The 26,672-nt window shown below is 66.1% G+C and carries 25 protein-coding genes; 13 read left to right on the forward strand and 12 right to left on the reverse strand.

Annotation, left to right across the window (positions count from 1 at the left end):
- Window positions 1–11: 11 nt before the first annotated feature.
- From ACZ5BM_RS01390 to ACZ5BM_RS01410, 5 genes are read left to right on the forward strand one after another with little or no spacing between them, the layout of a single operon-like run.
- Window positions 12–1,694, forward strand: a complete 1,683-nt coding sequence (locus ACZ5BM_RS01390; RefSeq protein WP_498909548.1) for a methyl-accepting chemotaxis protein — start codon at window positions 12–14, stop codon at window positions 1,692–1,694.
- 4 nt (window positions 1,695–1,698) lie between these two features.
- Window positions 1,699–3,858 carry a hybrid sensor histidine kinase/response regulator gene (locus ACZ5BM_RS01395; RefSeq protein ID WP_498909550.1) on the forward strand — a complete coding sequence of 720 codons (2,160 nt, stop codon included), beginning with the start codon at window positions 1,699–1,701 and terminating at the stop codon, window positions 3,856–3,858.
- The gene (gene cheB, locus ACZ5BM_RS01400) at window positions 3,855–4,937 is read left to right on the forward strand and encodes a chemotaxis protein CheB (protein ID WP_498909551.1); all 1,083 of its coding nucleotides are present in this window, start codon (window positions 3,855–3,857) and stop codon (window positions 4,935–4,937) included. The genes ACZ5BM_RS01395 and cheB overlap by 4 nt, the downstream gene beginning before the upstream one ends.
- On the forward strand, window positions 4,934–6,724 hold the full coding sequence (locus ACZ5BM_RS01405; protein ID WP_498909553.1) for a response regulator: 1,791 nt from the start codon (window positions 4,934–4,936) through the stop codon (window positions 6,722–6,724). Before cheB ends, ACZ5BM_RS01405 begins: the two co-directional genes overlap by 4 nt.
- Complete coding sequence (locus ACZ5BM_RS01410; RefSeq protein ID WP_498909554.1) at window positions 6,721–8,268, forward strand: ATP-binding response regulator; 1,548 nt, start codon at window positions 6,721–6,723, stop codon at window positions 8,266–8,268. The genes ACZ5BM_RS01405 and ACZ5BM_RS01410 overlap by 4 nt, the downstream gene beginning before the upstream one ends.
- Window positions 8,269–8,280: 12 nt before the next feature.
- Here ACZ5BM_RS01410 and ACZ5BM_RS01415 read toward each other — a convergent pair whose 3' ends face one another.
- Window positions 8,281–9,882, reverse strand: coding sequence for an alpha/beta fold hydrolase (locus tag ACZ5BM_RS01415; RefSeq protein ID WP_498909556.1), 1,602 nt, complete (start codon window positions 9,880–9,882; stop codon window positions 8,281–8,283).
- A 37-nt stretch (window positions 9,883–9,919) separates the two neighbouring features.
- Between ACZ5BM_RS01415 and hslV the strand changes: the two genes are divergently transcribed.
- Window positions 9,920–10,489, forward strand: a complete 570-nt coding sequence (gene hslV / locus ACZ5BM_RS01420) for an ATP-dependent protease subunit HslV (protein ID WP_498909557.1) — start codon at window positions 9,920–9,922, stop codon at window positions 10,487–10,489.
- Complete coding sequence (hslU, locus tag ACZ5BM_RS01425) at window positions 10,489–11,808, forward strand: ATP-dependent protease ATPase subunit HslU (protein WP_498909558.1); 1,320 nt, start codon at window positions 10,489–10,491, stop codon at window positions 11,806–11,808. Before hslV ends, hslU begins: the two co-directional genes overlap by 1 nt.
- Before the next feature lie 9 nt (window positions 11,809–11,817).
- Here the strand turns inward: hslU and ACZ5BM_RS01430 are convergent, their stop codons facing one another.
- Entirely contained in the window at window positions 11,818–12,270 is a 453-nt protein-coding gene (locus tag ACZ5BM_RS01430) for a SufE family protein (RefSeq protein WP_498909559.1), read from the reverse strand.
- Between the two features lie 111 nt (window positions 12,271–12,381).
- Between ACZ5BM_RS01430 and ACZ5BM_RS01435 the strand changes: the two genes are divergently transcribed.
- Window positions 12,382–12,846, forward strand: coding sequence for a DUF2384 domain-containing protein (locus ACZ5BM_RS01435; protein ID WP_498909560.1), 465 nt, complete (start codon window positions 12,382–12,384; stop codon window positions 12,844–12,846).
- Between the two features lie 10 nt (window positions 12,847–12,856).
- Window positions 12,857–13,642, forward strand: a complete 786-nt coding sequence (locus tag ACZ5BM_RS01440; RefSeq protein WP_498909561.1) for an RES family NAD+ phosphorylase — start codon at window positions 12,857–12,859, stop codon at window positions 13,640–13,642.
- Between the two features lie 12 nt (window positions 13,643–13,654).
- On the opposite strand, the gene ACZ5BM_RS01445 is transcribed toward ACZ5BM_RS01440, so the two are convergent.
- Window positions 13,655–14,005: a DUF167 domain-containing protein gene (locus tag ACZ5BM_RS01445; RefSeq protein WP_498909562.1), complete on the reverse strand. Its 351-nt coding sequence runs from the start codon at window positions 14,003–14,005 to the stop codon at window positions 13,655–13,657.
- A 9-nt stretch (window positions 14,006–14,014) separates the two neighbouring features.
- On the opposite strand from ACZ5BM_RS01445, the gene uvrB reads away from it, so the two are divergent.
- Complete coding sequence (gene uvrB / locus ACZ5BM_RS01450) at window positions 14,015–16,249, forward strand: excinuclease ABC subunit UvrB (protein ID WP_498909563.1); 2,235 nt, start codon at window positions 14,015–14,017, stop codon at window positions 16,247–16,249.
- A gap of 4 nt (window positions 16,250–16,253) precedes the next feature.
- Here the strand turns inward: uvrB and ACZ5BM_RS01455 are convergent, their stop codons facing one another.
- Window positions 16,254–16,847 (reverse strand): GNAT family N-acetyltransferase, encoded by a 594-nt coding sequence (locus ACZ5BM_RS01455; RefSeq protein ID WP_498909564.1) that lies wholly within the window; start codon window positions 16,845–16,847, stop codon window positions 16,254–16,256.
- A 72-nt stretch (window positions 16,848–16,919) separates the two neighbouring features.
- Here ACZ5BM_RS01455 and ACZ5BM_RS01460 point away from each other — a divergent pair, with 72 nt between their 5' ends.
- Window positions 16,920–17,810, forward strand: coding sequence for a PhzF family phenazine biosynthesis protein (locus tag ACZ5BM_RS01460; protein ID WP_498909566.1), 891 nt, complete (start codon window positions 16,920–16,922; stop codon window positions 17,808–17,810).
- Window positions 17,811–17,862: 52 nt separating this feature from the next.
- Window positions 17,863–18,753 (forward strand): aldose 1-epimerase, encoded by an 891-nt coding sequence (locus ACZ5BM_RS01465; RefSeq protein WP_498909567.1) that lies wholly within the window; start codon window positions 17,863–17,865, stop codon window positions 18,751–18,753.
- Between the two features lie 9 nt (window positions 18,754–18,762).
- Here ACZ5BM_RS01465 and ACZ5BM_RS01470 read toward each other — a convergent pair whose 3' ends face one another.
- From ACZ5BM_RS01470 to ACZ5BM_RS01480, 3 genes are read right to left on the reverse strand one after another with little or no spacing between them, the layout of a single operon-like run.
- Window positions 18,763–19,305, reverse strand: a complete 543-nt coding sequence (locus ACZ5BM_RS01470; protein WP_498909568.1) for a GNAT family N-acetyltransferase — start codon at window positions 19,303–19,305, stop codon at window positions 18,763–18,765.
- A gap of 15 nt (window positions 19,306–19,320) precedes the next feature.
- A complete protein-coding gene (locus tag ACZ5BM_RS01475; RefSeq protein ID WP_498909569.1) occupies window positions 19,321–20,145 on the reverse strand; it encodes an SGNH/GDSL hydrolase family protein in 825 nt (274 codons plus the stop codon).
- On the reverse strand, window positions 20,138–20,983 hold the full coding sequence (locus tag ACZ5BM_RS01480) for an undecaprenyl-diphosphate phosphatase (RefSeq protein ID WP_498909570.1): 846 nt from the start codon (window positions 20,981–20,983) through the stop codon (window positions 20,138–20,140). Before ACZ5BM_RS01480 ends, ACZ5BM_RS01475 begins: the two co-directional genes overlap by 8 nt.
- Before the next feature lie 108 nt (window positions 20,984–21,091).
- On the opposite strand from ACZ5BM_RS01480, the gene ACZ5BM_RS01485 reads away from it, so the two are divergent.
- Complete coding sequence (locus ACZ5BM_RS01485) at window positions 21,092–21,592, forward strand: MlaD family protein (protein WP_498909571.1); 501 nt, start codon at window positions 21,092–21,094, stop codon at window positions 21,590–21,592.
- 45 nt (window positions 21,593–21,637) lie between these two features.
- On the opposite strand, the gene ACZ5BM_RS01490 is transcribed toward ACZ5BM_RS01485, so the two are convergent.
- From ACZ5BM_RS01490 to ACZ5BM_RS01510, 5 genes are all read right to left on the reverse strand, one after another.
- Window positions 21,638–22,360, reverse strand: a complete 723-nt coding sequence (locus ACZ5BM_RS01490) for an SDR family oxidoreductase (protein ID WP_498909573.1) — start codon at window positions 22,358–22,360, stop codon at window positions 21,638–21,640.
- Between the two features lie 28 nt (window positions 22,361–22,388).
- A complete protein-coding gene (locus ACZ5BM_RS01495; protein ID WP_498909574.1) occupies window positions 22,389–23,360 on the reverse strand; it encodes an ABC transporter permease in 972 nt (323 codons plus the stop codon).
- On the reverse strand, window positions 23,344–24,876 hold the full coding sequence (locus tag ACZ5BM_RS01500; protein ID WP_498909575.1) for a sugar ABC transporter ATP-binding protein: 1,533 nt from the start codon (window positions 24,874–24,876) through the stop codon (window positions 23,344–23,346). The genes ACZ5BM_RS01495 and ACZ5BM_RS01500 overlap by 17 nt, the downstream gene beginning before the upstream one ends.
- Window positions 24,877–24,901: 25 nt before the next feature.
- Window positions 24,902–25,819, reverse strand: coding sequence for a type 1 periplasmic-binding domain-containing protein (locus tag ACZ5BM_RS01505; protein ID WP_498909576.1), 918 nt, complete (start codon window positions 25,817–25,819; stop codon window positions 24,902–24,904).
- Window positions 25,820–25,890: 71 nt separating this feature from the next.
- Window positions 25,891–26,667, reverse strand: coding sequence for an SDR family NAD(P)-dependent oxidoreductase (locus tag ACZ5BM_RS01510; protein ID WP_498909577.1), 777 nt, complete (start codon window positions 26,665–26,667; stop codon window positions 25,891–25,893).
- Between the last annotated feature and the right edge of the window lie 5 nt (window positions 26,668–26,672).

Below are 26,672 nucleotides of genomic sequence, written 5' to 3' on the forward strand. Positions count from 1 at the left end.
CTCGGAGCCCGATGCCCGTGACCATTTCCAGACGGCTCCTGCTGGGTTTCGGCTTCACCATGGCGATGATGCTCGGCATCGGCGTCTTGGCTGTCGGCGAGATCGCCGATGTGCGTGCGTCCAACGAGGCCGTGGTGACGCGCGACATGGCCGCGTATCGGCAGGCCGACGCCGTGCACGATTCGCATGCCGAGATGATCCGGCTGCGGCAGTTCGTTTCGAACGAGGCGCTGAAGCGCAGGCTCGGCATCAATACCGCAGACGGCTTCGACGCCGCGGTGGCGGCATGGCAGCGGCAATCGGATCTGACATCGGCGGGCATGGCGCGTTTGCACGCTCTGGTCGCGGACTACGCCAACCACATCACCACCGGCTATGCGCGTCATCAGAACTGGGTGGCGATCGGCGCCATGCTGCCGGACCTGGATGCCACCTTGCAGCAGGTGCAGGTGGATACGCGCACGTTGTTCGCCGTCCTGCGCAACAATGACGACCAGGCGGCGGCCGGCGCCGAAGCCACGCTCCTGGCGGACCGGCGCCGTTTCGACGAGGAGATGCTGCGTCTCGATGCAGCGCTCGACAACAGCGTGCAGCTCGGACGCGCCCACGTTGCCGAGGCCTATTCGGCCAGTGTTTGGTCGATCGCCATCGCGCTTGTGCTGGCCTTGATCGTGTCCGTCACCATCACCGTGTTGTCGCGCCGCGCCGTGGTGGGGCCGATCGGCCGTCTGGTGGAGGTGGCCGAGCGCATCGGTGCCGGCGACCTGACCGTGCATGCTCTGGATTCGGGACGCAGCGAAATCGCGCGTCTGGGCGGGGTGATCAACCGCATGGTGGAAGGACTGGGCGCGATCGCCGTGCAGTCGCGCGAGGCGACCGGCAATCTCAACGTGTCGGTGGCCGAGATCCGCGCCTCGACCCAGGAACAAGCGGCGGGCGTGGAGCAACAACTCGCGGCCGTGCAGGAGACCGCCGCCACCGTGGACGAGATCGCCCATTCCGGCGCGCAGATCAGCCGGCGTGCGCAGGACGTGATCGCCACCGCCCAGGCGACGCAACTCGCCAGCGAGAATGGGCTGCGTGCGGTGCGTGAGTCCGGCCGTGCGATGGAGCAGGTGCAGCAGCAGGGCGAAGCGGTCGCGGCCAACATCGTGGCACTGAGCGAGAAGACTGAAGCCATCGGCGAGATCGTCAACAGCGTGAACGACATCTCCGAACGTTCGCATCTCCTGGCGTTGAACGCGGCGATCGAAGCCGCGTCGGCCGGCGAACACGGCCGTTCTTTCGCCGTGGTCGCAACGGAGATGAAGATCCTGGCCGATCAGGCCAAGGACGCGACCGCTCAGGTGCGGACGATCCTGGGCGACATCCAGCGCGGCATCAACACGTCGGTCATGCTGACGGAGGAAGCGGTGAAGCGTGGTGCCGCCGGGCGCGAGCGTACCGAAACCGCCGAAGCCACGATCGAGGACATGGCGGCCGGGATCCAGGATGCGGTGCAGACCTTTCAGCAGATCGTGGCTTCCACCAACCAGCAGCAGCTCGGCATCGAACAGGTGATGGTGGCGCTGCAGAACATCCGTCAGGCCAGTCAGCAGACGGCGTCCGGCACGCGTCAACTCGAATCCGCCGCACACGGACTGGGCGAATTGTCGCGCCAACTGATGTCGACCTCGGAGCGGTTCCGGACCTGACATCGTGCCCCTCCAGCCTCCGCCTGAGGACGATCCGTTCGACGCGTTCGATCTGCGTCGGGAGCTGCTCGATGCGTTCGAGGGCGAATACCGCGACCACCTGACCGCGATGCGCGCCGTTCTGGAAAGCGGAGAGGTGTCCGGGGCGGCTCTGCGCGACGTGTTCCGGCGCGCCCATTCGTTGAAAGGGGCGGCGAGGGCAGTCGATCTGCCGCGCATCGAGCAGATCTCGCATGATCTGGAAACGCTGCTGTTCGCGTCGGTGGAAACCGCGCGGGCGCTGCCATCGGACGATATCGAGACGGTGCGTCGCGGCCTGGACGCGATCGAGGCCGACATGCGTGGCGATCTGCTTCCACAGCCGGAGAGTGTCGCCGAACCGGACGCGACGGCGCCGGAAGCGATGTCGATCTTGATCCCGGCTGCCGGTCCGGTTTCGGTATCGGATACCGGTTCGCGGGTATCGTCGCGGGAGATCGACCAGCTGGTCGAAAGCGTCCAGGCGGCATCCGACGCCATGCTCGGCCAGGAGCAAGGCCGGCAATGGCTGCTCGATCATCGCGCGGCGCTGCAGAAGCTTTTGCTTCTGTGCGACCGCCAGGATGCCGGACGGTGCGAGACAGTTGAGATCGCCGGCGGCCTGCGTGCCTTGCTGAACGCCACCGGCGCCCGTTTGCGCGAAGGCCGTTATGAGGACTGGCAGAGGGAACAAACTGTCATCGCCTTGCGGGCCCAGGTCGAGCGCGTGGCACTGGTTTCCGCGGAAAGCGTGTTCGGTCCGCTGGCGGCCATGGCGCGAGGGCTCGGCCGCGAGCGCGGCGCCGAGATCGCCGTGCGGTTCGACGGCATGGCGCTGCGTGCGGATCGCGGGGTGCTTCAGGCGCTGCGCGATCCGGTGATCCAGCTGCTGCGCAACGCCGTGGCGCATGGGTTGGGGCGTCGCCTGTCGGAGGGGGGAGGGACCGAAGGTCTCGCCGTTTCTTTGTCCGTGTCGATCCGCGCCGGCCGTTTATCGGTGGAGGTCGGAGACAACGGTGCCGGGCCGGATTTATCCGCCATTCTTGCTCATGCTCGCACCCAGGGGCTCTTGCCGGCCAACGCCGCGCCACCCGACGAGGCGGACATCCTGGCGCTATGTTTCGAGCCCGGCTTTTCTACGGCGGCGGCGGTCGATCGTCTGTCCGGCCGTGGCATGGGGTTGTCGATCGTCGCCGAGGCGGCGCTGCGTCTGGGTGGCAAGGCCACGATGCGTGCGTTGCGGGACCCGGCCGGCACCCTGCGTGGCACCGCGATCACGCTGTGCGTGCCGCTGTCCGCGCGGCGCCAGACATTGGTTCTGGTGGAGACGGGAGGACAACTCCTGGCGCTGCCGAGCGATGCGATAAGCAGGCTCTACAGATTGCGCGGGGACGCGATCGAGCGCGACGGAGCCGGGTTTCTGGCCAGGATCGCCATCGATAGAACGCTGCCGGTATGGCCGCTTTCTTCCCTGCTTGGGCTCGGCGCGGACATGCCGGTCCAGTCAGAGGTGCCCCTTGTGGTGATGAAGAGCGCTTCGGGAGAGATCGCCGTGCTGGTGGACCGCCTCCGTTCGGTCCAGACAGCAGTGGTGCAACCGCCCGCCATCGTCGGCATCGACCGCGTTTTGGTGGGAGGCGTCGCGCTGCTGGGCGATCACAGACCCGTTCTCGTGCTGGAACCGGAGGGTTTGCTGGGCGCTTGGACGCGGCAACGGGATGGCGGGACGGTTCTGCCTGCGTCCGGAACACTGCCGGGCCGACCGGCGCGACGCCGTTTCACCATTCTGGTCGTGGACGATTCGATCACGACCCGCACCCTGGAAAAGACCATCCTCCAGGCTCAGGGCTATACTGTTCTGATCGCGGTGGATGGGCTGGAGGCTCTGGACGTGTTGCGCAGCGCCGAATGCGAGATCGATATCGTGGTGGCCGATGTCGAGATGCCGCGGCTGGACGGGTTCGGCCTCGTGGCAGCGATGCAGGCCGATCCTTCCCTGAAAGCGACGCCTATCGTGCTGATGACCTCCCGCAATGATCCGGGCGACATCCGGCGTGGGCTCGAGCTGGGAGCAAGCGCCTATCTGACCAAACAAGAATTCGAGCAGGGGGCCCTTCTTTCCGTGATCCGGCAGTTCCTGCCATGACCGAACGTGCGCCCGCGAGGGTCCTGGTGGTGGAAGACTCGCCGGTGATCCGCCGTCTGCTCACCCATATCATCCAGTCCGATCCCAGGCTGAGTTTGGCCGGTGCCGTGGAAACCGCCGAAGCGGCTCTGGCAGCGATCCCGACCTTGCGACCCGACGTGATCTCCATGGATATTCGGCTACCAGGCATGGACGGGCTGGAGGCCACACGCCGGATCATGGCGGAATTTCCCACCCCAATCGTCGTGATCGCGGATGCGGTGGAGGATGCCTCGCTGCGCATCTCCATGAACGCCCTGCGTTCCGGCGCGCTGGCCGTGGTTGAGAAGCCTGGCGGCCTGTTCGACGGCGGCGCCTATCCCGCCGCGGCCCGCACCATCGCCACGCAACTCGCCATCATGAGTGAGGTGCCGGTGATCCGGCGTCGGAGCAGCGTGGTTCTGGCGGAAAAGGCGGTTCCGGAGCGTCAGGGTGGCGGGCTGCAGACCGTCGCCCAGGCCGAAATCATGGGCCTGGCGGCCTCCACCGGCGGGCCGCAGGCTTTGGCGCGTCTGCTGGGTGGCCTTCCCGACACCTTTCCGCTGCCAGTCCTGCTGGTGCAGCATATCGGCGCACCGTTCGTGGAAGGGTTCGCCGACTGGCTCGACGGTCTGGTGCCGCCGCGTGTTTCCGTGGCGAGGGACAATGAGGTTCTCGAACCCGGCCATGTCTATGTCGCGCCCGGCGACCGACATCTGGCTCTGTCCGGCACAGGAATGCGCGTGAGGCTCGACTCCAGCGGCCCCGTGTCCGGCCAGCGCCCTTCGGCGACGATCCTGTTCGACTCCCTGGCACGTTTCGGTCCGCATGCGCTGGGTGTTCTCTTGACCGGCATGGGCGATGACGGCGCGGCCGGACTGGTGGCGATGCGCCGGCAGAATTGCGCCACCATCACCGAGCACGAATCCACTGCGGTCGTTTACGGCATGCCCGCCGTGGCCGTGCGCCTCGGCGGCTCCTGCGCCAGCCTTCCGATCGACGAGATCGCCCCGACCATCATGGGGCTGCTGGGTCCGCGCGGCCGGAGCCTGTCGCGATGAGCGCCGGCGGAAACAACGGGCAGCTCCTTCTGGTCGAGGATTCCGATACCCAGGCGCTGATGATCCGCCGGGTTCTGGAACGCGGCGGGTTTTCCGTCGAGCGCGCCGCCAGTGCGGAAGCCGCGCTCGATTGTCTGAACGCGTCCGTGCCGGATCTCGTGGTATGTGACTACCATCTGCCGGGCATGAGCGGCGGCGAGCTGGTACGGGCATTGCGGCTGAATGTGCGCACGCGCACCGTGCCCGTGCTGATGCTGACCGAAGCGTCGGAACCCGGGCTGGAGCGGGAAGGGCTGGAAAGCGGCGCCGACGCCTATGTGCCCAAATCCTCCGATCAGTCTCTGATCCTGTTGCGAATCACCGCCCTGCTGCGCCAGAGCGGCACTCAGCCGGCTTCCGACCGGGGCGGTGTCGCCACCGGGTTCGGACGCGAGGTGGGTGTGTTCCGCCGTGCGCGCATCCTGCTGCTGCACGAGCGCCGTGACGCGGCGGAAACGTTGGCGACGCTGCTCGGACGCGAAGGCTACGAGGCCGAGATCCTCGACGATCCGGAAAACAATCTTGTCGACGCGGTCTCCAGAACACGGGGCGTGGTGGATTGCGTCGTGATCGATCTGGAAGCGCAGCGCTTCGACGGCATCGCCCTCTGTGCCTGGCTGAACATCCACCGCCTGCGCACTGATGCCGAACAGGGCGACGATGCGCCGACGACCTCGCTCCGTATCCTGGGGCTGGGCAACGGTGAACGCGCGGGAGGGCGGCTGCTGGTGGCGCGCGCCTATGGCGCCGGTGTGGACGACGTTGTTCCCGGCGGCGTGGGCACCGAAGCCATCGGCCTGCGCGTTCGCGCGATGGTGCGCCGCAAGCTGCTGCAGGACGAGACCGCGCGGATCGAGACGGAGCTGCGCGGCCGTCAGGCGGCGATCGATCGCGCCCGCGAGGAGGCCGCCGCCCATGCCGCCAAGGCCGCCCTGGCCGAGGCCCTGGCCGAGGCCAACGAGCAGTTGCGGGAAGCGCAGGGCAAGCTGGTGCAGGCGGCGAAGATGGCGTCGCTGGGCGAGCTGGTGGCCGGCATCGCGCACGAGATCAACAATCCGCTCGCCTTCATCGTCGCCCATCAGGGAACGGTGACTCGTCTGCTGGAACAGATCGCCGAAACGGCCGGGCCGGCTCTGCCCCCTGAGATTACGCCGAAACTGAACAAGGCGCGGGAACGGGTTTCGGCGATGAGTTTGGGGCTGAAACGCATCCAGAACCTCGTGCTGAACCTGCGGAAATTTTCTCGCCTGGATGAAAGCGAACACCAAAGCGTCGACGTGCCGGATGCGATCGAAACGGTGTTGACCCTGTTGACGCACAAGCTTGGAACCGGGATCACCGTGGAGTGCCGCTTCGACGCACCACGCGACCTTTCCTGCCAGCCTGCCTTGTTGAACCAGGTGATCATGAACATCGTCGGCAATGCCGCGGACGCCCTGAACGAACGCCCGGCCGGTGCGGCACCCGGCGTGATCCGCATCGACACGACGTTTCACAACAACATTTACGCCATCTCGATCGCCGATAACGGCCCGGGCGTGCCGGACGCATTGCGCGAGCGCGTGTTCGAACCGTTTTTCACCACCAAGCCGGTCGGCTCTGGCACCGGGCTTGGCCTTGCCATCGCATACAACGTCGTGCGTGCGCATGGCGGCGCGATCGTACTGGACACGCCGGAAGGCGGTGGGGCCCGCTTCGTCGTGTCGGTGCCTGCTGGCAGCCAGGTCTCCACAGAGACGGCGGCATGAAGGAAACCCTGCTCGCACGCGCCCTGCGCCATGGCGCGACGGACCGTCCGACCCTGCTGCTGGTGGATGACGAACCCGATATCCTGGTGGCGCTGGAGGACCTGCTCGAGGACGAATATCGCATCCTGTCCAGCACGGCGCCGGAGGAAGCGCTGGGCCTTCTCGCCGCCGAACCGCTCGTGTCGGTGATCCTGTCCGACCAGCGCATGCCGGTCATGACCGGCGACGTGTTCCTGCGCCGGGCGCGCGAGGTTTCGGATGCGGAAGCGATCCTTCTGACGGGCTACGCCGATCTGAGCGCCGTGGTGTCGGCACTGAACGAGGGCCGTATTTCCGGCTACGCGCACAAGCCGTGGGAGCCGATGGCGCTGTTGTCGATGGTCCGGCAGGCATCGGACCGGGCGCGGCTGGCACGATCGCTGCGCCTCGAGCAGATGCTGCTCCAGGGCTTGATGGACGGCACGCGTGACGGGCTGTCGTTCAAGGACCGCGAGGGCCGTTTCGTACGCATCAATCAGGCGGCGGCGGCGCAATGGGGCGCGACACCGGATGCTTGTCTCGGCCGCACCGAAAAGGAGATGGCTGCCGGTACGGTCGAGGCTGCCGCGCTCGAGCGGATCGCCCGGCTGGACGCCGCGGCGATCAACAGCGGCGAAGGCGGCGTTGCCGTGTGGTGCAGCGGGACGGGACCTTCCATGCGCTGGCACGAGCGTTTGCGCGGCCCGTTACGGGACAGCGACGGGTCCGTGGCGATCCTGGCCTCTTTCGAGCGCGACATCACCGAACAGAAGCTGATGGAAGACCGGCTGCGCCAGGCCGACCGCATGCAGGCGCTGGGCACCATGGCCAGCGGTGTCGCGCATGATTTCAACAATCTGCTCACCGCGGTTCTCGGCAGCCTCGAACTGGCCCAGCGCGCGGCCGGCGACGATGCGCGTCTCAACCGGCTTCTGGAAACCGCGATCGCCGGTGCCGAACGCGGGGCTGCACTGACCCAGCGCCTGCTCGGCTTCAGCCGGCAGCAGGATACGGCGACGGTGCCGGTGGCGGTGAACGGTCTGGTGGAGGCGATGGGCGACCTGCTGGTCCGCAGCATCGACCGGCGCGACATCCGTTTCGTCTACGCACTAGGGGAGGGGCTCGCGGAGGTCCTGGTGGACCCGGCCCAGCTTGAACTGGCGCTGCTTAATCTGTGCATCAATGCGCGCGACGCGATGCAGGACGAGGGGACCATCACCCTCCGCACAGCCAGTTCTGCGTGTCTGGCCGCCGAGGACGGGCATATGCTGCTGACAGGCGCGATCCCGGAACACGGTTGCGTCGTGGTGGCGGTGGAGGATACCGGCAGCGGCATGACGCCGCAGGTGGCGCAGCGGATCTTCGAACCGTTCTTCACCACAAAGGAAGTCGGACGCGGCACCGGCCTCGGCCTGTCGATGGTTTATGGCTTCATTCAGCAGATCGGGGGCGCCGTGAGGGTCCGAACCGCACCGGGGGCCGGAACGTCGTTCCAGCTCTGCCTACCGACCGCCGCCGGCGCCTGACCGGCGACACGCTCACCCGCGTCCGAACAAACGCCGCCAGCGCGGGGTCGCCCGCTGCACCGTCTTGACCGCGACCTGAGCGGTCGCGTTGGCCTCGGCCTCGACCGCCCTGTCGAACCAGCTGACTTGCTTCTTCTGGAACAAGGCGCTGTTGTCTGCGATCGGCAGCAGCATCATCCGCTGCTGATAGTTCACCATCGGAAAGACCTGTTGCGCACCGTCCGGGGTCGCTCCCAGATACCGCCCGTGATTTTCAAGCGCGATGCCGTTTCCATCCAGGGAAATCAGCTGATCCGGAGCGTCGGCAAACTCGGAATCCGCCGGGAACAGACGAATCTCCGTTTCGACCCCCTCCGACACGGTGGCGAACACGGTGCGCCCGTCCCGAATGGACGCGACGATCGGCAGGCGGCTGGCCAGATTGAACGGATGCGGCTCGAAGCGGGCGTAGCCGTCTTCCGCATGCCAGCACAGGAAGGTGCCGTGAACGGACAGCACCAGACAGCGGTGACGCTCCAGCATCCCGGCGGCCGTCACCCCGGCATCCCATCGTGCCGGCCGGATCTCGAAACCGTAATAGGCGCGTATCACCGTGCTGAGATGCGACGCCGCCAGAGCATGATCGCCCCGCTCGACCAGGAGGTTGATCGCGCGCAGATTGAAGGGCGAGCCGGCGAGGTCGCGGTAGTTCGGATGCTTCGTGATCCGCTTGGCGCCCATTGCGGCGACGAACAAGCCGGGTTTGCGGTTCGCCGCCTTGGTCAGGATCCGCACCAGGAACGGCATCTGCCGCCGCCGCAACTGAGCCAGAACGGGGCCCAGCTGTTCCCGGTCCGGCGACCGGATGGCGGCAAACAGCGCTTCCAGAATAGCCGTGCTCCAGCTTCCGTCATAGATCACATGGCCGGCGTGCGGAACGGTGAAGACCTGCGCATCCGGGATCGCTTTGCGGATCAGGCGGACGGCGTAGGCGTCCACCATCTCGCCGGGATCGTACAGCACGGCGACACGGCCGCTCACGTCCTCCGGGCGGATCGCCATGCCGTCGAACTCGGGCCTGTCCGCGACCCCGTGCGTCGACATCATATGGGTGAGGATGCGTCTCTGCTTGTCGTCCGACAAACCGAGTTCCTCCGCCCGGACGGCGAAGAAAGGAGAGCATGCGATCACGTAGTCGGCGCCGAGCAGGCCGGAATATTTCAAAGCCGCGTAACCGCCCGCAGACTGGCCGAACACGATCACGGGCCGGTCGCCCCTGACCCTGGCGACGGCGGCCGCGACGTCGGCGATCTCCGGAGACCGGTAGAAATTCTTCTGTCGCGTCGTGACGCCGATGCAGGAAATCCGGCCCGGCACGACCTGCGGTTGCAGCAGGAAATGAGTCTCGGCGACGCCCTCGTGGTTGAGCTGGTCGAAGGTTACCAGCAGATAGTCGCTTTCGCCCTCGTTCCAGTGCGCGACAAGCTCTTTTCCGGAAAAGACGAGCATGTGCGGGCGACCTCGAAAACGGCGTCCGCCGATCGAAACGCCCATGCAATCAAATAACATGTAGATCGAAACGACACAAGAACGTCTTGATTTTGATACATATTCTGTCGCTGTGTTTGACCACATCTTGCGGCGCCTTCGCCGTGCGCTATCTCTCATCCCCATGCAGAGCAATCAGAGCGCCAGCCACGATCCGATCGGCTGGCACGGAACCACCATCCTGTGCGTGCGCAAGGGCAGTCAGGTGGCGATGGCGGGCGATGGGCAGGTGACGCTCGGGCAGACGGTGATCAAGGGCAATGCGCGCAAGGTGCGCCGTATCGGCCCGAACGGCACCATCCTGTCGGGGTTTGCCGGTGCCACGGCCGACGCGTTCACCCTTCTGGAACGGCTTGAGGCCAAGCTCGAGCGCTATCCGAACCAGCTCGAACGCGCCTGCGTGGAACTGGCCAAGGACTGGCGGACGGACCGTTATCTGCGTCGTCTAGAAGCGATGATGGCAGTGGCTGACGAGACCCGCTCCTTCACCCTGACCGGCAACGGCGACGTGCTGGAACCGGAAGACGGGGTTATCGCCATCGGATCCGGTGGCAATTACGCGCTGTCCGCCGCCCGCGCGCTGATCGATATCGACGGCCTTTCCGCGGAACAGATTGCCCGCAAGGCGATGCGCATCGCCGGCGATATCTGCGTCTACACCAATCATTCCGTGATCGTGGAGGCCATCGGCTGATGGACGTTCCCACCTATTCCCCGCGCGAGATCGTCGGCGAACTCGATCGTTTCATCGTCGGCCAGAACGACGCCAAGCGCGCCGTCGCCATCGCCCTGCGCAATCGCTGGCGCCGTGCGCAGCTCGCCGAGGGCATGCGCGACGAGGTCGTGCCCAAGAACATCCTGATGATCGGCCCGACCGGCTGCGGCAAGACCGAGATCGCCCGCCGTCTCGCCAAGCTGGCCCAGGCGCCGTTCCTGAAGGTCGAAGCCACCAAGTTTACCGAGGTCGGTTATGTCGGCCGCGACGTGGAAAGCATCGTCCGCGATCTGGTCGAGGTCAGCCTGACCATGCTGCGCGACATCCGCCGTCGCGACGTACAGGCGACGGCGGAGAAGACGGCCGAGGATCGGCTCGTCGATGCGCTGGTCGGCGCCACGGCCTCGGCGGAAACCAAGAGCAAGTTCCGCCGCATGCTCCGCGATGGCGAGCTGGAACAGAAGGAGGTCGAAGTCCAGGTCGCCGAGCCCGCCGGCCAGCCGATCGGCCAGATGGATGTGCCCGGCATGCCGCCGGCCGGCATCATCAATCTCGGCGAGATGATGAAAGGCATGATGGGTCGCAATGCCCAACCGCGTCGGATGAGTGTGGAGTCCGCGCGTCAGGCCCTGAATCGCGAGGAGGCCGATCGTCTGCTCGACAACGACGCCATCACTCGTGAAGCCATCGCCCATGCGCAGGATCACGGCATCGTCTTCCTCGACGAGATAGACAAGGTCTGCGCGCGCTCGTCCGAAGGCGGCTTTCGCGGCGGCGATGTGAGCCGCGAAGGCGTGCAACGCGACCTGCTGCCGTTGATCGAAGGAACGACGGTGAACACCAAATATGGACCGGTGAAGACCGACCACATGCTGTTCATCGCCTCGGGCGCGTTCCATCTCGCCAAGCCGTCCGATCTGTTGCCGGAGTTGCAAGGACGTTTGCCGATCCGTGTCGAGCTCGCGCCGCTCTCGCGTGACGATCTGCGACGCATCCTGGTGGAGCCGGAACACTCGCTGCTCAAGCAGTACGGCGCGCTGATGGCGACGGAGAAAGTGGCGCTAGAATTCGGCGACGACGCGATCGACGCCCTGGCCGATCTTGCCGCTGACATCAACGAGCGTGTCGAGAATATCGGCGCGCGCCGTCTGGCGACGGTGCTGGAGCGTCTGCTGGAGGAGATCTCCTTCACCGCCTCCGACCGCCCCGGAGACAGCGTCCGCATCGACGCCGCCGCCGTGCGTGACCGCGTCGCCCCGCTGGCGCAGAAAGGCGATCTCTCGCGGTTTATTCTCTAGGGGTGAACATCAGCGCGCCGCTTCGGCAGCGGCGCGCTGCACCGCCTTGGTCATGGACGCGATACCATTCCCGCGATTGGCCGAAAGCGCTTCCAGCAGGCCGAGCTCCTTCAGGAACACCGGGTCAGTGCGCAGGATCTCCTCCGGACTACGGCCGGAATAGACACGCAACAGCAGTGCCACCAGACCGGATACGATCGCCGCGTCGGATGCGCCGGCGAAGCGCACCACCCCGTCCTCGACAACGGATTCCAGCCAGACCTGGCTCTGGCATCCCGGGACGCGATGGGCATCGTTCGCCCATTCAGTCGGGAAAGGCGGCAATTTGCGGCCCACCTCGATGATGAAGCCGTAACGCTCGGTCCAGTCGTCGAACAGCGCCAGTTCCTCGCCGATCGCCGCGATCGCCGCGGCGGCACTGTCTTCTTCCGGGATAACGAAGGGGGATGCGGCATTCGACATGCGCCGGATGTGCGCAACGCGGTTGGGACAGTCAAGCTATGCCAACCGGCAGGACTCGCCGGACTTGCAGTTGCTGCCATTTGGCAGTATATAACCTGCCAGGAGGCAACCATGCGCGCCAGCTTCACCTTAAAATCGGTGGAAACCGCCGCCAGTCCCGGTTCGACCCTGTTGAACCTGTCCGATCCGGCCATCCGACTGCGCCTGACCCCGGCCGCCGTCGACGGCATGATCCGTCTCGCCTCCTTGTGGCGACTCAATACCGAGGAAACCTGCCTACTGCTCGGCGACATGTCCGAACGCTCCTGGTTCCGGCTCAAGAAGGGCGAAACCGGCAGTCCGGAGCGGCCCTTCATCCTGTCCCAGGACATGCTGACCCGGATCAGCGTGCTGGTCGGCGTGTTCAAAGGCCTGCGTCTGCTGTTCTCCGAGAAGCTCGCCGACGAGTGGATCAAGCTGCCCAATCGCGGCCCGCTGTTCGGCGGCCGTCCGCCGCTGGAGATCGGCATCGAGCGCGGCATTCCGGGCTTGCTCGATATCCGCGCGCATGTCGACGCGCTGCGCGGGGGCTTGTGAGCACATGACGATGCCTGGAACAGAGCCGGCGCCCCCGCCGGCCGATTTCGTCCCGCCCCTTTGTCGCATCCAGCAGCGCGACACGGTGCGGCTGATCCCCAGCGGTCGCCTGAAAGCGCCGGTCCTGGCGCCTCTGGCCGCCAGCGATGATGCGCTGAACGATCTGGCCGCTCTGGAAAGCCTGAGCAATGTTCGTCTCCAGGCCGCATCCAGCGGCTTGCCGGATCTCGATCCGGCGGAGCTGGTGTTCGGCCGTCCCAACGACAGCTTCGTCAACGCGGCCTTCACCCATGTCCGCCCGGGCGGAAACCGCTTCAACGACGACCGTCGCGGCGCCTGGTATTGCTCGTTCGATGCCGAAACCTCTCTCCGCGAGGTCGCGTGGCATCTGACGCGTGAGCTCGACGCGATCGGCCGCTACGAGAACACCACCGACTATGCCGAGATGCTGGCCGATTTCGTCGGTCCGTTTCACGATCTGCGTGGTCCCGGCGCGCAGGGCGCCTGGCTCGGCGACGATATCGGTCCGTCCTATCGCGCCGGGCAGGCGCTGGCGCGTCGTCTGCGCGACAGCGAGGACACGGGCATCGGCTTGGCCAGCAACGGCCTCGTCTACCCCTCCGTGCGCCATCCGGGCGGCACCTGTCTGGTCGCATTCCGGCCGAGCATGGTGACGAATCTACGTCAGGGCGGGCTGTGGCGTTTGAACTGGACCGGCGACCGCGTGCCCAGCATCTCCCGTCCGGGCGGCAATACGCCGGAAACGGTCTGCACCCCCGAACCGCGCCGGCGGTGAGCGGGCAGGGGTTCAGCCCGGCTGCATGATCGCGTCCAGCCGGGCGCCCAGCACAGTCGGATCGCCCTCCACGACCAGAACCTTGTTCCGCGCCCCGGCGCCGCTGCGCACGCTGACCCGGCTCGGGGCAACGCCCAGGGCCTCGGCCAGAACGGCACAGACCGCCCGCGTGGCGCGCCCATCCTCGGCCGCATCGGTCACGGCGATCCGCAGCGCGCGACGCCCGGCCGCATCCTCATAGGGGCCGAGGATCGCGTTACGCCCGGCGCGCGGCTGGGCACGCACGGCGACGGTGATGCCGGATGGGGTTTTGGGCGGTGGTATGGCGGCAATCTCCTTGCGGGCGAGGGCAGCGATCGCCACTTTCGGGGGATGTCAGAAACGCTGCCCGCAAAGCCGTCCCGCTCCGCCAAGCGCAAGCCGGAGCGCGCGCCGCCGCTTGTGACCGAGTTCGAGCCGCAGCGCCAGCCGGCCAAGGCGAAGACGAACACGCTGAAAGTGGTCTCGCCCTACGAGCCGGCTGGCGACCAGCCGACGGCGATTCGCGAGCTGGTGGCGGGCGTCGAGGCGGGCGAGCGCGATCAGGTGCTGCTGGGCGTCACCGGCTCGGGCAAGACCTTCACCATGGCCAAGGTCATCGAGGCGGTACAGAAGCCGACCCTGATCCTGGCGCCGAACAAGACGCTGGCGGCGCAGCTCTATGGCGAGATGAAGCAGTTTTTCCCGGAGAACGCCGTCGAATATTTCGTCAGCTATTACGACTACTATCAGCCCGAAGCCTACGTGCCGCGCTCCGATACCTATATCGAGAAGGACAGCGCGATCAACGAGCAGATCGACCGTATGCGCCACGCCGCCACCCAGGCGCTGCTGGAGCGCAACGACGTGGTGATCGTCGCCTCCGTGTCCTGCATCTACGGTATCGGCTCGGTCGAGACCTACTCGCGTATGGTGGTAAAGCTGCAGGTGGGCGGGGAGATCGCGCGCGACGTGCTGGTCAAGGCGCTGGTGGAGCAGCAGTACCGTCGCAACGACGCCGCGTTCGGACGCGGCACGTTCCGCGTCCGCGGCGAAACGCTCGATATCTTTCCGGTGCAGAACGAGGACCGCGCCTGGCGCGTGTCCTTGTTCGGCGACGAGATCGACAGCATCGTCGAATTCGATCCGCTGACAGGCGAGAAGACCGCCGATCTCGAAGAGATCAGCATCTATGCCAACAGCCATTACGTCACGCCGCGCCCGACCTTGAATCAGGCCACCATCTCGATCAAGCAGGAACTACGCGAGCGGCTTCAGGAGTTCACCGACACAGGAAAGCTTCTCGAAGCCGAACGCCTGCAGCAGCGCTGCACCTTCGATCTCGAGATGATCGAGACCACGGGCGCCTGCAAAGGCATCGAGAACTATTCCCGCTATCTGTCCGGGCGTCGCCCCGGCGAGCCGCCGCCGACCCTGTTCGAATATCTGCCCGAAGACGCCTTGCTGATCGTGGACGAAAGCCACGTCACCGTGCCGCAGATCGGCGGCATGGAGCGGGGAGACCATGCACGCAAATCCATCCTGAGCGAATTCGGCTTTCGCCTGCCGTCCTGCCTCGACAACCGTCCGCTGCGCTTCGACGAATGGGAGCGATTCCGGCCGCAGACCATCCATGTCAGCGCGACGCCGGGCCCCTGGGAGCTGGAGCGCGCGCAAGGCGTGTTCGCGGAACAGGTGATCCGGCCGACGGGTCTGATCGATCCGGTGACGGAAATCCGGCCCGTCGAACGTCAGGTGGACGATCTTCTGGCGGAATGCCGCATCGTCATCGCCAGGGGCGGGCGTGTCCTCGTCACCACGCTCACCAAGCGCATGGCCGAGGACCTCACCGAGTACATGACGGAATCCGGCATCAAGGTGCGCTACCTCCATTCCGACGTGGACACGCTGGAACGCATCGAGATCATCCGCGACCTTCGTCTGGGCGCCTTCGACGTTTTGATCGGCATCAACCTTCTGCGCGAGGGCCTGGACATTCCGGAATGCCAGCTCGTCGCCATTCTCGATGCCGACAAGGAAGGTTTCCTGCGCTCGCGCACCTCCCTGGTGCAGACGATCGGCCGCGCCGCGCGCAATGTCGACGGCCGCGTGCTGCTCTACGCAGACACCATGACCGACAGCCTTCGCTACGCGATCGAGGAGACCGAGCGCCGCCGCACCAAACAATCGGAATGGAACGAGGCGCACGGCATCACGCCGCAATCGGTCCGCACCCATATCGGCGAGGCGATCGCCTCGGTGTTCGAGCAGGACTACGTCACCGTGGCCCCGGTCAAGGATGCCGGCGTCACCGACATGGTCGGCAAGGATCTGAAGGCGGCCATCGCCGATATCGAGAAGCGCATGCGCGCCGCCGCCGCCGATCTGGAATTCGAGACCGCCGCCCGTCTGCGCGATGAACTCAAGCGCCTCGAAGCGCTCGATCTCGGCATCGAACCGCCACCGCCTTCGCCGAATTCCCGCGCGGGCCGGTCCTCATCCAAATCGCGCACGCCGGAGCCGTTGGGTCCGGGCGGCGGCGGTTACGATCCGGCCAAGCGAAAGGGCGGTGGCCGCAGACGCGGCTGAGCGTTCAGCGCGGCTGCTCCTGCAGCCAGCGCAGATGCGTCCGCACGGTCGGCCAGTCCGGCGCGATGATGCTGTAGACGCAGGTGTCGCGCAGTTCGCCGTTCTCGGTCAGCCGATGATGGCGGAGGATGCCGTCCAGACGCGCGCCGATCCGCTCGATCGCCCGGCGGCTGGCGAGATTGAGCGCATGCGTGCGCAGCTCGACCGCGATGCACTGCAACGCCTCGAACGCATGCGTCAGCAGCAGGCGCTTCGCATCCGTGTTCAGCCCGGTCCGCTGCACCCGTTTCGCATACCAGGTCCAGCCGATCTCCACGCGCTTCGAGGCGTGGTCGATATTCCCGTAGGACGTCATCCCGACCGGTTCGCCCGTCGCGCTGTCGAGCACGGTGAACGGCAGCATCTCGCCGCGATCGCGCATCGCCAACCGGTCGGCAATCGCTCCCGCCATGGTGTTGGGCGAGGGAACAGCGGTGTACCAAAGCCGCCAGAGCTCGCCGTCGCTTGCCGCCCGCACCAGGGCGTCATGATGCGCCGGGTCGAGCGGCACCAGGGTCGCGCGCGGACCTTCCAACGTCACCGGTTCGATCCAGCTCATGCACCCGTTTCCTTCCCCGCTCGGCCGGGGCATGGTCGCGTGCCCGACAGGGTTCGGGCAAGACGGGAGAGGATGATGGGTCGCCGTTACGTCACCGTGGACGTATTCACGGACCAGCCTTTCGGCGGCAATCCGCTCGCCGTGGTGCTCGACGCCGCCGGCCTCGACACGCCGGCGATGCAGCACATCGCGCGCGAGTTCGGCTATTCCGAAACCACCTTCGTGCTTCCGCCCGCCGATCCGGCGCATCACGCTTGGGTGCGCATCTTCACGCCGGAGCGGGAGTTGCCTTTCGCCGGTCACCCGAATGTCGGCACCGCCTTCGTGCTTGCGGACGAACTCGGACGACGCAGCGAACCGGTTCCGGAGACATTCCGGTTCGAGGAACAAGCGGGGCTGGTGCCGGTCCGGCCGACATGGACGAACGGAATCCTGGCCGGCGCCGAACTCACTGCACCGCGTCGGTTCGAACAGGGCGAGCGTCTCGACGCAGCCTTGCTCGCGCGTATCCTCCAGCTGCCGGCCGACGCCGTGCTGACAGACCCGCACCCTCCGTTGATCGGTTCCGCCGGTCTGCCCTTCCTGCTGATCAGGCTGTGCGACACGGATGCGGTGGATGCCGCCACGGTGGACGAACGCCTGTTGGCCGAGCGTCTCGGTGCGGAGCATGCGACGCGCAATCTCTACCTCTACGCCCACAGCGGCACCGATCGCGTCCATGCCCGCATGCTGGCGCCTCTGGACGGCATTGCTGAAGATCCGGCCACTGGCAGCGCCGCCGCCGCCCTGGGCGGCCTGCTCGGCGCGCTGGAAGGCCCGCTTTCCTTCACCATCGCCCAGGGCGTGCGCATGGGCCGTCCGAGCGAGATTCGTGTTTCGGTGTCTGAAGACGGCGCGATCCATGTCGGCGGCGCCTGCGTGACGATGATGCGCGGCGAATTGCAGAGCGACCGGCGCGATTGAACGACCGGGCCGTCCGCCCGTTTTCTGGGTCTGAACACAGGAGCTTTCCGCCATGCTGTCCATGAGAACCGCCAACAGCGTCCTGGAGATCGACCCGGCCTGCGGCGGCGCGCTCACCGCATGGACGCGCAACGGCGTGCCGATCCTCCATCCGGTGGTGGACCCGAACCTGATCGCCCAGAAGCGGCGCGCGGTTGCGGCCTACCCGCTGATCCCGTTTTCCAACCGGGTCGGCTATGGACGTTTCGCCTTCGGCGACGAAAGCTTCCGACTGGCCGAGAATTTCGCCGGCGAACCGCATACGATCCACGGCAATGCCTGGATGCGGGAATGGTCGGTCGAATCCCATGACGACATCGTCACGATGCTGACCTTGTCGCACGAGCCGCCGCGCGATCCGGCCGATCAATGGCCGTTCCGCTACGACGCCTGCATCGAATACGCGCTGCGCGACGACGGTCTCTCAGTCCGCATCGCCGTGAGAAACACAGACGACCGGCCGCAACCGGTCGGGCTCGGCTTCCATCCGTTCTTTCCGCGCGGCGGCGACGTCGAACTCGGCTTTTCCGCAGACAGCGTCTGGATCGCAGGCGAAGACTCACTTCCGAAGGAACGCCTGTCCGTCGCCGACCACGCGCCCTACCGCTTCCAGCCGATGCGCGAAGTAGACGGCACACCGCTCGACAATTGCTTCGCCGGCTGGAACCGTCAGGCCTTCATCCGCTGGCCGTCGCGCAACCTGGCGCTTACCATCCGCGCCGAGGCGCCGTTCGACCATCTCGTGGTGTTCACGCCGCCGGGCAAGGATTTCATCGCGGTCGAACCGGCCAGCAACATGACCGACGCGATCAACCGTCCGGATATCGAGGATCGCGGTTTGTCCGTGCTCCAGCCGGGCGAAACCCTGTCCAGCACAGTCGACCTGTCGCTAATGGGGCTGTAGTTGCCCGGATCAGGATGCGCCGAGGCTGCGACGCATCCTGATCAGCGGCACGGCGATGCCGTCCACCACCGCTTCCGTGTGTTCGACCGGACGGTAGCCGCACGCCCGATAGAGCGGCTCACCGCTCAGCGTCGCCATCATTTCCGCCTCCCGAAACCCTTGCTCGAACGCCGCGCGTTCGCAGGTTTCGAGCACCAGCTTGCCCACACCCCGGCGTGCGAAGGCCGGGTGCGTATACATGGCGCGAATACGGGCCGGTCCCGTGGCCGGATCGAGCCTTTTCGGGTCGCGCTGCGCCGTGGTGTGATCGCCCCCGTAGAGTGTGGCGCGGAAGCTCCAGCCACCACAGCCGGCCAGCTCGCCCGCTTCGGTCTCGGCCAGCAGATAGGTGCCGTCTGCGACGAGTTGGGTGTCCAGCCCCATGAAGGCGCGGCTGGCGACGATCTGCTCCGGCGACAGGAACGCATCCTGCAACCGGTCGATCGCCAGACGCATCAGCGCCTCGATCCGTGGAAGATCGGCCGATACGGCCCAACGCGTTCGGAAGGGCATCGCATCCCCCATCGTTCAATGATGCGGCGTATCGCCCAGCATGGCGGCGACGTCCGGCTCGATCGCGGCCGCGATGCGCTCCTGCATCGCCGGGGTCGGATGCAAAGGCGGATCGGGCGGTGTCAGCAGCGGGTCGATGAAGTCCGACGCCTGCACCTTGCCGTTCTCGCGGAACAGATCGCCCACATCGCGATAGGTCAGATAGGGGCGCCCGTTGCGGATCTCGGACGCCATCATCCGGTTCACCGCGTCGGTATTCTCCGTCACCCAGGCCGACCGGATCGACGGCAGAACACCCAGCAGCAGGATCTTCGTATTCGGCAGCTTGGCATGGATGCGATCCACGACCGCGACGATGCCGGCATAGGTCTGTGCCGCGTCCGTGTGAACATGGCCGAAATTGTTGGCGCCGATCAGCAGAACCACGCCGCGCGGCGCGATGCCGTCCAGCTCGCCATGGTCGATCCGCCAGAGCAGATGGCAGGTGCTGTCGCCCTTGAAGCCGAGATCCACCGCGTTGCGGTCGCCATAGAAGCGCTGCCAGATCGGCAGAAAGCGCCGGAACGGTTGCGGTCCATCGTTCTCCCAGTTCTGGGTGATGGAATCGCCGATCCAGAGCAGTGCGGGATGACGTGCGGCCAGTTCGGCCTGCTTCGCCTCGAACCGGGCGCGCCACCAGGGCTCGCTCATGCGCGACACCGGTTCCACCGCCAGATTGGCGCGGGGATGGTGCGCTGGCGCGGTAGCGGCGATGTGCTTGTGTGCGTGGTGCGGCGTCGCGGCGAAAACCGGCGCGGCGGCGACGAGAAGGGCGCCCAGAAGGGCCGCTTGCTTACGCATAATGCAGCGCCACGATCGCAAGAATGCCGGCCGCGACGCTGTAGAGCGCGAACGGGCGCAGCGCCCAGTTCTCGTGGTTGCGGAAATACCGCATCAGGAACGCCGTGGAGAGAAACGCCGTGATGCCTGCCACCACGGCTCCGGTCACCGCCGAGCCCATGGCGCTGAACGGGATGTGGTTCTTGTGCAGCGCGAGCAACTGGTTCGCCGTCGCGGCCAGGATCACCGGCAGGGCGATCAGGAACGAGAACCGGGCCGCCGTTTCATGGCTCACGCCACGCAGCAGGCCGCCGGTCATGGTGGCGCCAGAGCGCGAGATGCCGGGCAGGAAAGCCAGGCATTGCCAGCAGCCGATCCACAGCGCATCGGCGATCGACAGCGAGGCGATCGGCCGGTCGGCCTCTTCCGGCAGGCGCGACCGCAGCCGGTCCGCGAACAACAGGATCAGCCCGTTGATCACCAGGAATCCCGCCGCCATCACCGGCGTTCCGAACAAGGCCCGGAGCGGATGTTCCAGCAGCTTGCCCACCACCAGAGCCGGCACGGTGGCGATCACGATCAGGAACAGGATGTAGCGGCTCTCGCCCACGCGCAGGCGGTCGGCAGCCCCCACGGCCCCGGTCAGCAACGCCACCCAGTCGCGCCAGAAATACGCGAACAAGGCGGTCGCGGTGCCGACATGCAGCATGGCCAGGAACGGTAGGAAGGTGATCGCCCGCTCGTCCAGCGACCAGTGCAGCAGAGCCGGCAGGATCACGGCATGGCCGAGGCTGCTGATCGGGAACAGCTCGGTCACCCCTTGCAGGATGGCCATGATCAGCGCCTGAATCGTCGTCATTCCAAGGTCCTGCAGCTTCTGCTTGATGTGGTGCCGTATTACGCTGACAGGAGCAAGCTTGGGGGACGCGATTGACGCTCCTGCGCGGGAGTCGCTAGAGCAATCGGCATGATCGCCACCACAGCACCCGCCAAGCGCGCGCCCACCCGACGCCGTCACGGGGTCGCTTCGGTCCTGGCAAGTTGCGGGGTGCTGGCCGTCACGCTCGGCTTCTACGGCTATGCCGCCAGCGTGGCTCACCCGGACCGCGGCCATACCTATCCGTTGGAAGCCACCTTCCTGTCCTCCAACGGTTTGTCCGCAGGGGCAGACGTGCTGATCGCCGGCGTTCCGGTCGGTGCCGTCACCGCCATCACCCTGGACACGCAGGCCATGGTGTCGCACGTGCGGTTCCGGATCGACCAGTCGATCCACCTGCCCATGGACTCCCGGCTGTCGATCGGCAGCCCCGGGCTGACGGCCGCGAACGCGCTGATGATCGAGCCCGGCCATTCCAGGCAGCGCATGAAGGCCGATGGCGTGCTCACCGATACCTGCGAGGCGGTCAGCCTCGAGGATCAGGTCAGCCGTTACATCTTCGGCAACGGTGGCGCCGCCACCGGCTGCTGACCGGGGCGGCACGAGGGCAGGGGCCGGCGAACCGGCCCCCTTCCGTCACATATCAAAGGCGTGCGGCAACAGCACCAGATCGCGCACCACGGTGCCCCGACGACGGCTCAACATGAAGGCCACCGCCTCGGCCACGTCGTTCGGCTCCATCATCCCGCCGGCGGCGATCTCGGCCTCCAGACGCTTCGGGTCCCAGTCCTTCAGCAGCGGCGTCACGACCGGGCCGGGCAGCACCGCACCGACGCGGATGCCATGCGGCGCCATCTGGCGGCGTACCGTATGCACGAAAGCTTGCACGGCATGCTTGGAGGCGGTGTAGACCGGCTCCACCATCACCGGCACCACGCCGGCGATCGAGCTGGTCACCACGATGTCGCCCGAACCCTGCTTCATCATCTGCGGCAACACCGCGCGCACCGTACGGAACGCGGCGTTGATGTTCAGATGCAGCATCGGGTCCCAGCGATCCGGATCGCCTTCCCAGACATTGCCGCCGACATAGGCGCCCGCATTGGCGTGCAGGATGTCGAGCCGACCTCGTTCGGTCACGATCTGCTCCACCGCCCGGTCGATCGACGGGTAATCGAACAGATCGACCACGATGCCATGGGCGCCGATCTCGGCGGCGACGGACGACATGGTCGCCTCGTCGCGGTCCAGCAGATACACGGTGGCACCCTGCGCGATCAGCACCTTCGCCGTGGCAAGGCCGATCCCTGACGCGCCGCCGGTGATGGCGACGATCTTGTTCTTCAACGATTCCGTCATGGTCTTTTCTTTCTTCTGTCTCGCAGCCTCACCGCACCTGACGGCGCTGGCGGCTGATGAAGATGGCAAGCAGGATGATCGCGCCCTTCACCACGTTCTGGACGTAGGGCGAGACGTTCATGAGATTGAGGCCGTTGTTCAGCACGCCCAGCAGCAACGCGCCGACCAGCGTGCCGACGATCGAGCCACGGCCGCCGGAGATCGCCGCTCCGCCCAGAACCACGGCGGCGATGGCGTCGAGCTCGAACCCGGTTCCGGCGTTCGGCTGCCCGCTCATCAGGCGCGCGGTCAGCACGATGCCGGCGATCGCGGCCGTCAGACCGCTGATCAGATAAACGAGAACCTTGTATCGACGGGCATCGATGCCGGAGAGGCGGACCGCGTCCTCGTTGCTGCCGATGGCATAGATGTAGCGCCCGACGGGCATACGCTGGAGCACCACGTAAGCCACGACATAGGTCGCGATCATCACCAGGATCGGCGTCTGGATGCCCAGCACGGCGCTACGCCCCAGTCCCGCGAACCAATTCGGCAGCCCGGCGATCGGGTAGCCGCCCGTATACATCAGGCCAAGACCGCGCGCGATGCTCATGGATGCCAGCGTGACGATGATCGGCGGCATCGCCAGGCGCGCGATCACGAGCCCATTGCAAAGCCCGAACAGAGCGCCCACCAGCAAGCCGCCGCCGATCGCCACCACCCCGGGAAAGCCCGACGCGAACAATCCGGCCACCACCGTGCCGGACAGCGCCATCACCGAGCCCACCGAAAGATCGATGCCGCCGGTGAGAATGGCGAACGTCATGCCCACCGAGATCACGGCGTTGATCGAAACCTGCCGTCCAACATTCTCCAGATTGCCGAGCGAGACGAAGCGATCGTTCATCAGCACCATGCACAGCGACACGACCACTAGGCCGATCGCCGGCAGGAAGGCGGGAGATTGCCGCAGATTGGCGAGGATCTGGCCGCCCGGCCTCGCGTCAAGAGTGTCCGGCATGCTGGTCGCTCCCTGCGGTGGCATGTCGCATCACCTCTTCGGGGTTGATGGAATCGCCCGACAAGGTGGCGGCGATCGCGCCACGCCGGAACACGGCGACGCGGTCGCACAGGCCGACGATCTCGGGCAGTTCGGAGGAAATCATGATGATGGAACAGCCCTCGTCGGCGAGCGCGCGCATCAGGCGGTAGATCTCGGCCTTCGCGCCCACGTCGATGCCACGGGTCGGCTCGTCGAAGATCAGGATGCGGCTGCGCCGGTTCAGCCAGCGCGCGATCACCACTTTCTGCTGATTGCCGCCGGACAGGGTCAAACTCATCGTCTCGTCGGAGGGCGCCTTGATCCTGATTTGTTGCATCAGATCGCGCGTGGTCAGCCGCTCCTTCTTGCGGTCGATGATGCCCGCGCGGCTGGTATATTTGTTCAGATTGTTGATCGACACGTTTTCGCGGATCGAGAACCCCAGCATCAGCCCTTGCGTCTTGCGGTTCTCCGGCAACAGACCGATCCCCTGCGCCAGCGCCGCCGCCGGGTCGTCCAGCTTCACCGCATGGCCGTCGATCCGCACGCGCTTGCCACGGCACGGGATCGCACCGATCAACGCCAGGGCGGTTTCGGTGCGGCCGGAACCGACCAGACCCGCAAAACCGAAGATCTCGCCGCGATGCAGCACGAAGCCGCTTTCCGGGGCGCCGTCGCGGATGCGCAATCCATCGGCTTCCAGCACGATCTCACTCGGCGACGTTTCAGGCCGGGGCGGGAAGCTCGCCTCCAGGCGTCGCCCGACCATCATCTCCACCAGACCGTCCATGTCGGTCTCGGAGGTCCTGACGAGACCGACATTGCGTCCGTCGCGAAGCACGGTGATCCGGTCGCAGATCTCGAAGATCTCGTCGAGATGGTGGGACACGAAGAACATGCCGATGCCGTCGGCACGCAACTGCCGCATGACACGGAACAGATGCTCCGCTTCCGACGGCGTCAACGTCGCGGTCGGCTCGTCGAGGATCAGGATGCGCGCATCCAGGCTCAACGCCTTGGCGATCTCGACGAATTGCTGATCGGCGACCGAGAGACGACCGACCGGACAATCCAGATCGACCACGATCCCCAGACGGCGCATCAGTTCCGCCGAGCGCGCGCGCATCTCCGCCTTGCGAGACAGGCCGAGGCGTGAACGCGTTTCACGTCCGAGAAAGATGTTGTCCACAGCATCGAGATCGGGAACCAGACTGAATTCCTGGAACACGATGCCGATACCCACCGCGATGGCGTCGCGATAGGAGTTGAACCGCATCTCCCGCCCGTCGAGCAGGATGCGCCCCTCATCCTGGTGCTGGATGCCGCCGATGATCTTGATGATCGTCGATTTACCCGCACCGTTCTCGCCTAGCAGCGCGTGGATCTCTCCACGCGCCAGCTCCAGCGAGACGCCCTTCAGCGCCTGCACGCCCGGGAACCCCTTGGTCACGCCATCTAGGGCCAGCAACAGAGGGGCATCGGGGATCGCGTCCATCGCGAACGCTCCTTCGCGCCTCAACTCACCAGGAGAAGGTCTTGGCGTTCTGCGCATCCACCAGCGCCACGTCGACCGGCGTGACGGCAGGGATCTTGGCACCCCACAGCTTCGCCAGCGCCATCGCCAGCGCCATGCGGATTTCTTCGCGCGGGAATTGCGCCGCCGTGGCGATGAACTTCGATCCCGGCTTGGCGATCGCCGCCACCGCGTCTGGCGCACCGTCCACGCTGACCAGCTTCACATCCTTGCCGCTGGATTCGATCGCCGAAAGCGCGCCGAGCGAACCGTTATCGTTCACGCTGAAGATGCCCTTCAGATCCGGATTGGCCTGCAGCATGTTCTCCGTCACCGTCAGCGCCTGGTCGCGCTCCTGACGTCCGTTCTGCGTGCTCACGATCTTGATGCCCGGGAACTTCGCCAGCGCCGCCTTGCATCCCTTCACGCGCTCCAGGATCGGCACCACGGGAATGCCGTCGATGATCCCGACATTGCCAGTCTTGATGGTGTCGCCGAGCTTGGTGCAGGCCAGCACGCCGGCGTCGTAGTTCTTGGAGCCGACGAAGCCGTCGATCGGACCGGAGGCCTGCGCATCCACCGAGACGATCGGAATGTGCTTGTCGTGCACGGACTGTACCACGTTCGCGACGCCGGCGCTGTCGGTCGGGTTGATGATGATCACTTGCGCGCCCTGTTGAACCATGTCCTCGATGTCGCTCACCTGCTTCGACACGTCGTGATGCGCGTCGCTGACGATCAGCTTGGCGCCGATGGTGCGCGCCGCATCGGTGATCGCATTCTTCATGGTGACGAAATACGGGTTGTTCATTTCCTGGAACGACACGCCGATCACCAGCGGCGCGGCGGCATGCGCGGACACCGAACCGCCGGCCAGGGCGGAGGCGCAGAAAAGGGCCGCCAGGGCGGACTTGGCGTAGGTCATTCGTTTCTCTCCCATGTGATTGTCGTTGTGCGGAGCAGGATCTTTCGTCCCGCTTCCGCTGCTGTTCGGTTCTAGAGAGCGGTGTAGCCCCCATCCACGAAGATCGATTGTCCGGTCACCATTCCCGACGCCGGCGCCGACAGGAACAACACCAGATCGGCCACTTCTTCCGGCGTCGCCACCCGTCCGGCCGGCACCTTGGCCAGGAAGTCCTTGAGCTTGTCGCCCTGGCTCCACACCTTTTCGCCCATCTCCGTCCAGACGACCGTCGGACAGATGCTGTTGCTCTGGATGTTGTGCGGCGCCCATTCCGCGGTCATCACCTTGGTCAGCCCGTTCAGACCGGCCTTGGAGGCGACATAGGCGCCATGGTCGGGTAGGGCGATCTCGCTCGCCTGCGACGAGATGTTCACGATCTTGCCCCAGCGCCGCGCGATCATTCCCGGTGCCAACGCGCGCGCCATCAACCACGCAGCGCGCAGATTGACGTTCAGGATCGCGTCCCACTCCGCCACGGTCTGATCCACCAGCGGCCTCGGCATGGTGATGCCGGCATTGTTCACCAGAATATCGGCGCCGTCCCATTCGGCGTCCACGGCGCGCGCGACGGTTTCGGCCGCATCGGGGTCTGCCAGATCGGCCGGCACCACCAGCACACGCCGCCCGGCCTCGCGCACCAGCACCGCGGTCTCCTCCAGCGCGCCGCGATCGCGTCCGACGGCGACGATGTCCGCCCCGGCCTGGGCCAGAACCTGGCAGATGGTCGCTCCCAGCCCGCGTGATGCGCCAGTCACGACGGCGCGCCGGCCATGTAGGGAGAAACGTTCGGGCAGAGCGTTGGACGACATGCGCG

It is taken from the genome of Lichenicola sp. GTC18331 (genome assembly GCF_055386855.1).

Bases quoted from the DNA above. Each gene is read 5' to 3' on its own strand.
- ACZ5BM_RS01500 (WP_498909575.1), bottom strand. From the start codon at position 24,876: ATGGACGCGATCCCCGATGCCCCTCTGTTGCTGGCCCTAGATGGCGTG.
- ACZ5BM_RS01430 (WP_498909559.1), bottom strand. From the start codon at position 12,270: ATGTCGAATGCCGCATCCCCCTTCGTTATCCCGGAAGAAGACAGTGCC.
- ACZ5BM_RS01405 (WP_498909553.1), top strand. From the start codon at position 4,934: ATGAGCGCCGGCGGAAACAACGGGCAGCTCCTTCTGGTCGAGGATTCC.
- ACZ5BM_RS01455 (WP_498909564.1), bottom strand. From the start codon at position 16,847: ATGAGCTGGATCGAACCGGTGACGTTGGAAGGTCCGCGCGCGACCCTG.
- ACZ5BM_RS01410 (WP_498909554.1), top strand. From the start codon at position 6,721: ATGAAGGAAACCCTGCTCGCACGCGCCCTGCGCCATGGCGCGACGGAC.
- ACZ5BM_RS01485 (WP_498909571.1), top strand. From the start codon at position 21,092: ATGATCGCCACCACAGCACCCGCCAAGCGCGCGCCCACCCGACGCCGT.
- ACZ5BM_RS01465 (WP_498909567.1), top strand. From the start codon at position 17,863: ATGCTGTCCATGAGAACCGCCAACAGCGTCCTGGAGATCGACCCGGCC.
- ACZ5BM_RS01475 (WP_498909569.1), bottom strand. From the start codon at position 20,145: ATGCGTAAGCAAGCGGCCCTTCTGGGCGCCCTTCTCGTCGCCGCCGCG.
- hslV (WP_498909557.1), top strand. From the start codon at position 9,920: ATGCAGAGCAATCAGAGCGCCAGCCACGATCCGATCGGCTGGCACGGA.
- ACZ5BM_RS01435 (WP_498909560.1), top strand. From the start codon at position 12,382: ATGCGCGCCAGCTTCACCTTAAAATCGGTGGAAACCGCCGCCAGTCCC.
- ACZ5BM_RS01390 (WP_498909548.1), top strand. From the start codon at position 12: ATGCCCGTGACCATTTCCAGACGGCTCCTGCTGGGTTTCGGCTTCACC.
- ACZ5BM_RS01440 (WP_498909561.1), top strand. From the start codon at position 12,857: ATGCCTGGAACAGAGCCGGCGCCCCCGCCGGCCGATTTCGTCCCGCCC.
- ACZ5BM_RS01505 (WP_498909576.1), bottom strand. From the start codon at position 25,819: ATGACCTACGCCAAGTCCGCCCTGGCGGCCCTTTTCTGCGCCTCCGCC.
- ACZ5BM_RS01480 (WP_498909570.1), bottom strand. From the start codon at position 20,983: ATGACGACGATTCAGGCGCTGATCATGGCCATCCTGCAAGGGGTGACC.
- ACZ5BM_RS01415 (WP_498909556.1), bottom strand. From the start codon at position 9,882: ATGTGGTCAAACACAGCGACAGAATATGTATCAAAATCAAGACGTTCT.
- cheB (WP_498909551.1), top strand. From the start codon at position 3,855: ATGACCGAACGTGCGCCCGCGAGGGTCCTGGTGGTGGAAGACTCGCCG.
- ACZ5BM_RS01470 (WP_498909568.1), bottom strand. From the start codon at position 19,305: ATGCCCTTCCGAACGCGTTGGGCCGTATCGGCCGATCTTCCACGGATC.
- hslU (WP_498909558.1), top strand. From the start codon at position 10,489: ATGGACGTTCCCACCTATTCCCCGCGCGAGATCGTCGGCGAACTCGAT.
- ACZ5BM_RS01490 (WP_498909573.1), bottom strand. From the start codon at position 22,360: ATGACGGAATCGTTGAAGAACAAGATCGTCGCCATCACCGGCGGCGCG.
- uvrB (WP_498909563.1), top strand. From the start codon at position 14,015: ATGTCAGAAACGCTGCCCGCAAAGCCGTCCCGCTCCGCCAAGCGCAAG.
- ACZ5BM_RS01495 (WP_498909574.1), bottom strand. From the start codon at position 23,360: ATGCCGGACACTCTTGACGCGAGGCCGGGCGGCCAGATCCTCGCCAAT.
- ACZ5BM_RS01460 (WP_498909566.1), top strand. From the start codon at position 16,920: ATGATGGGTCGCCGTTACGTCACCGTGGACGTATTCACGGACCAGCCT.
- ACZ5BM_RS01510 (WP_498909577.1), bottom strand. From the start codon at position 26,667: ATGTCGTCCAACGCTCTGCCCGAACGTTTCTCCCTACATGGCCGGCGC.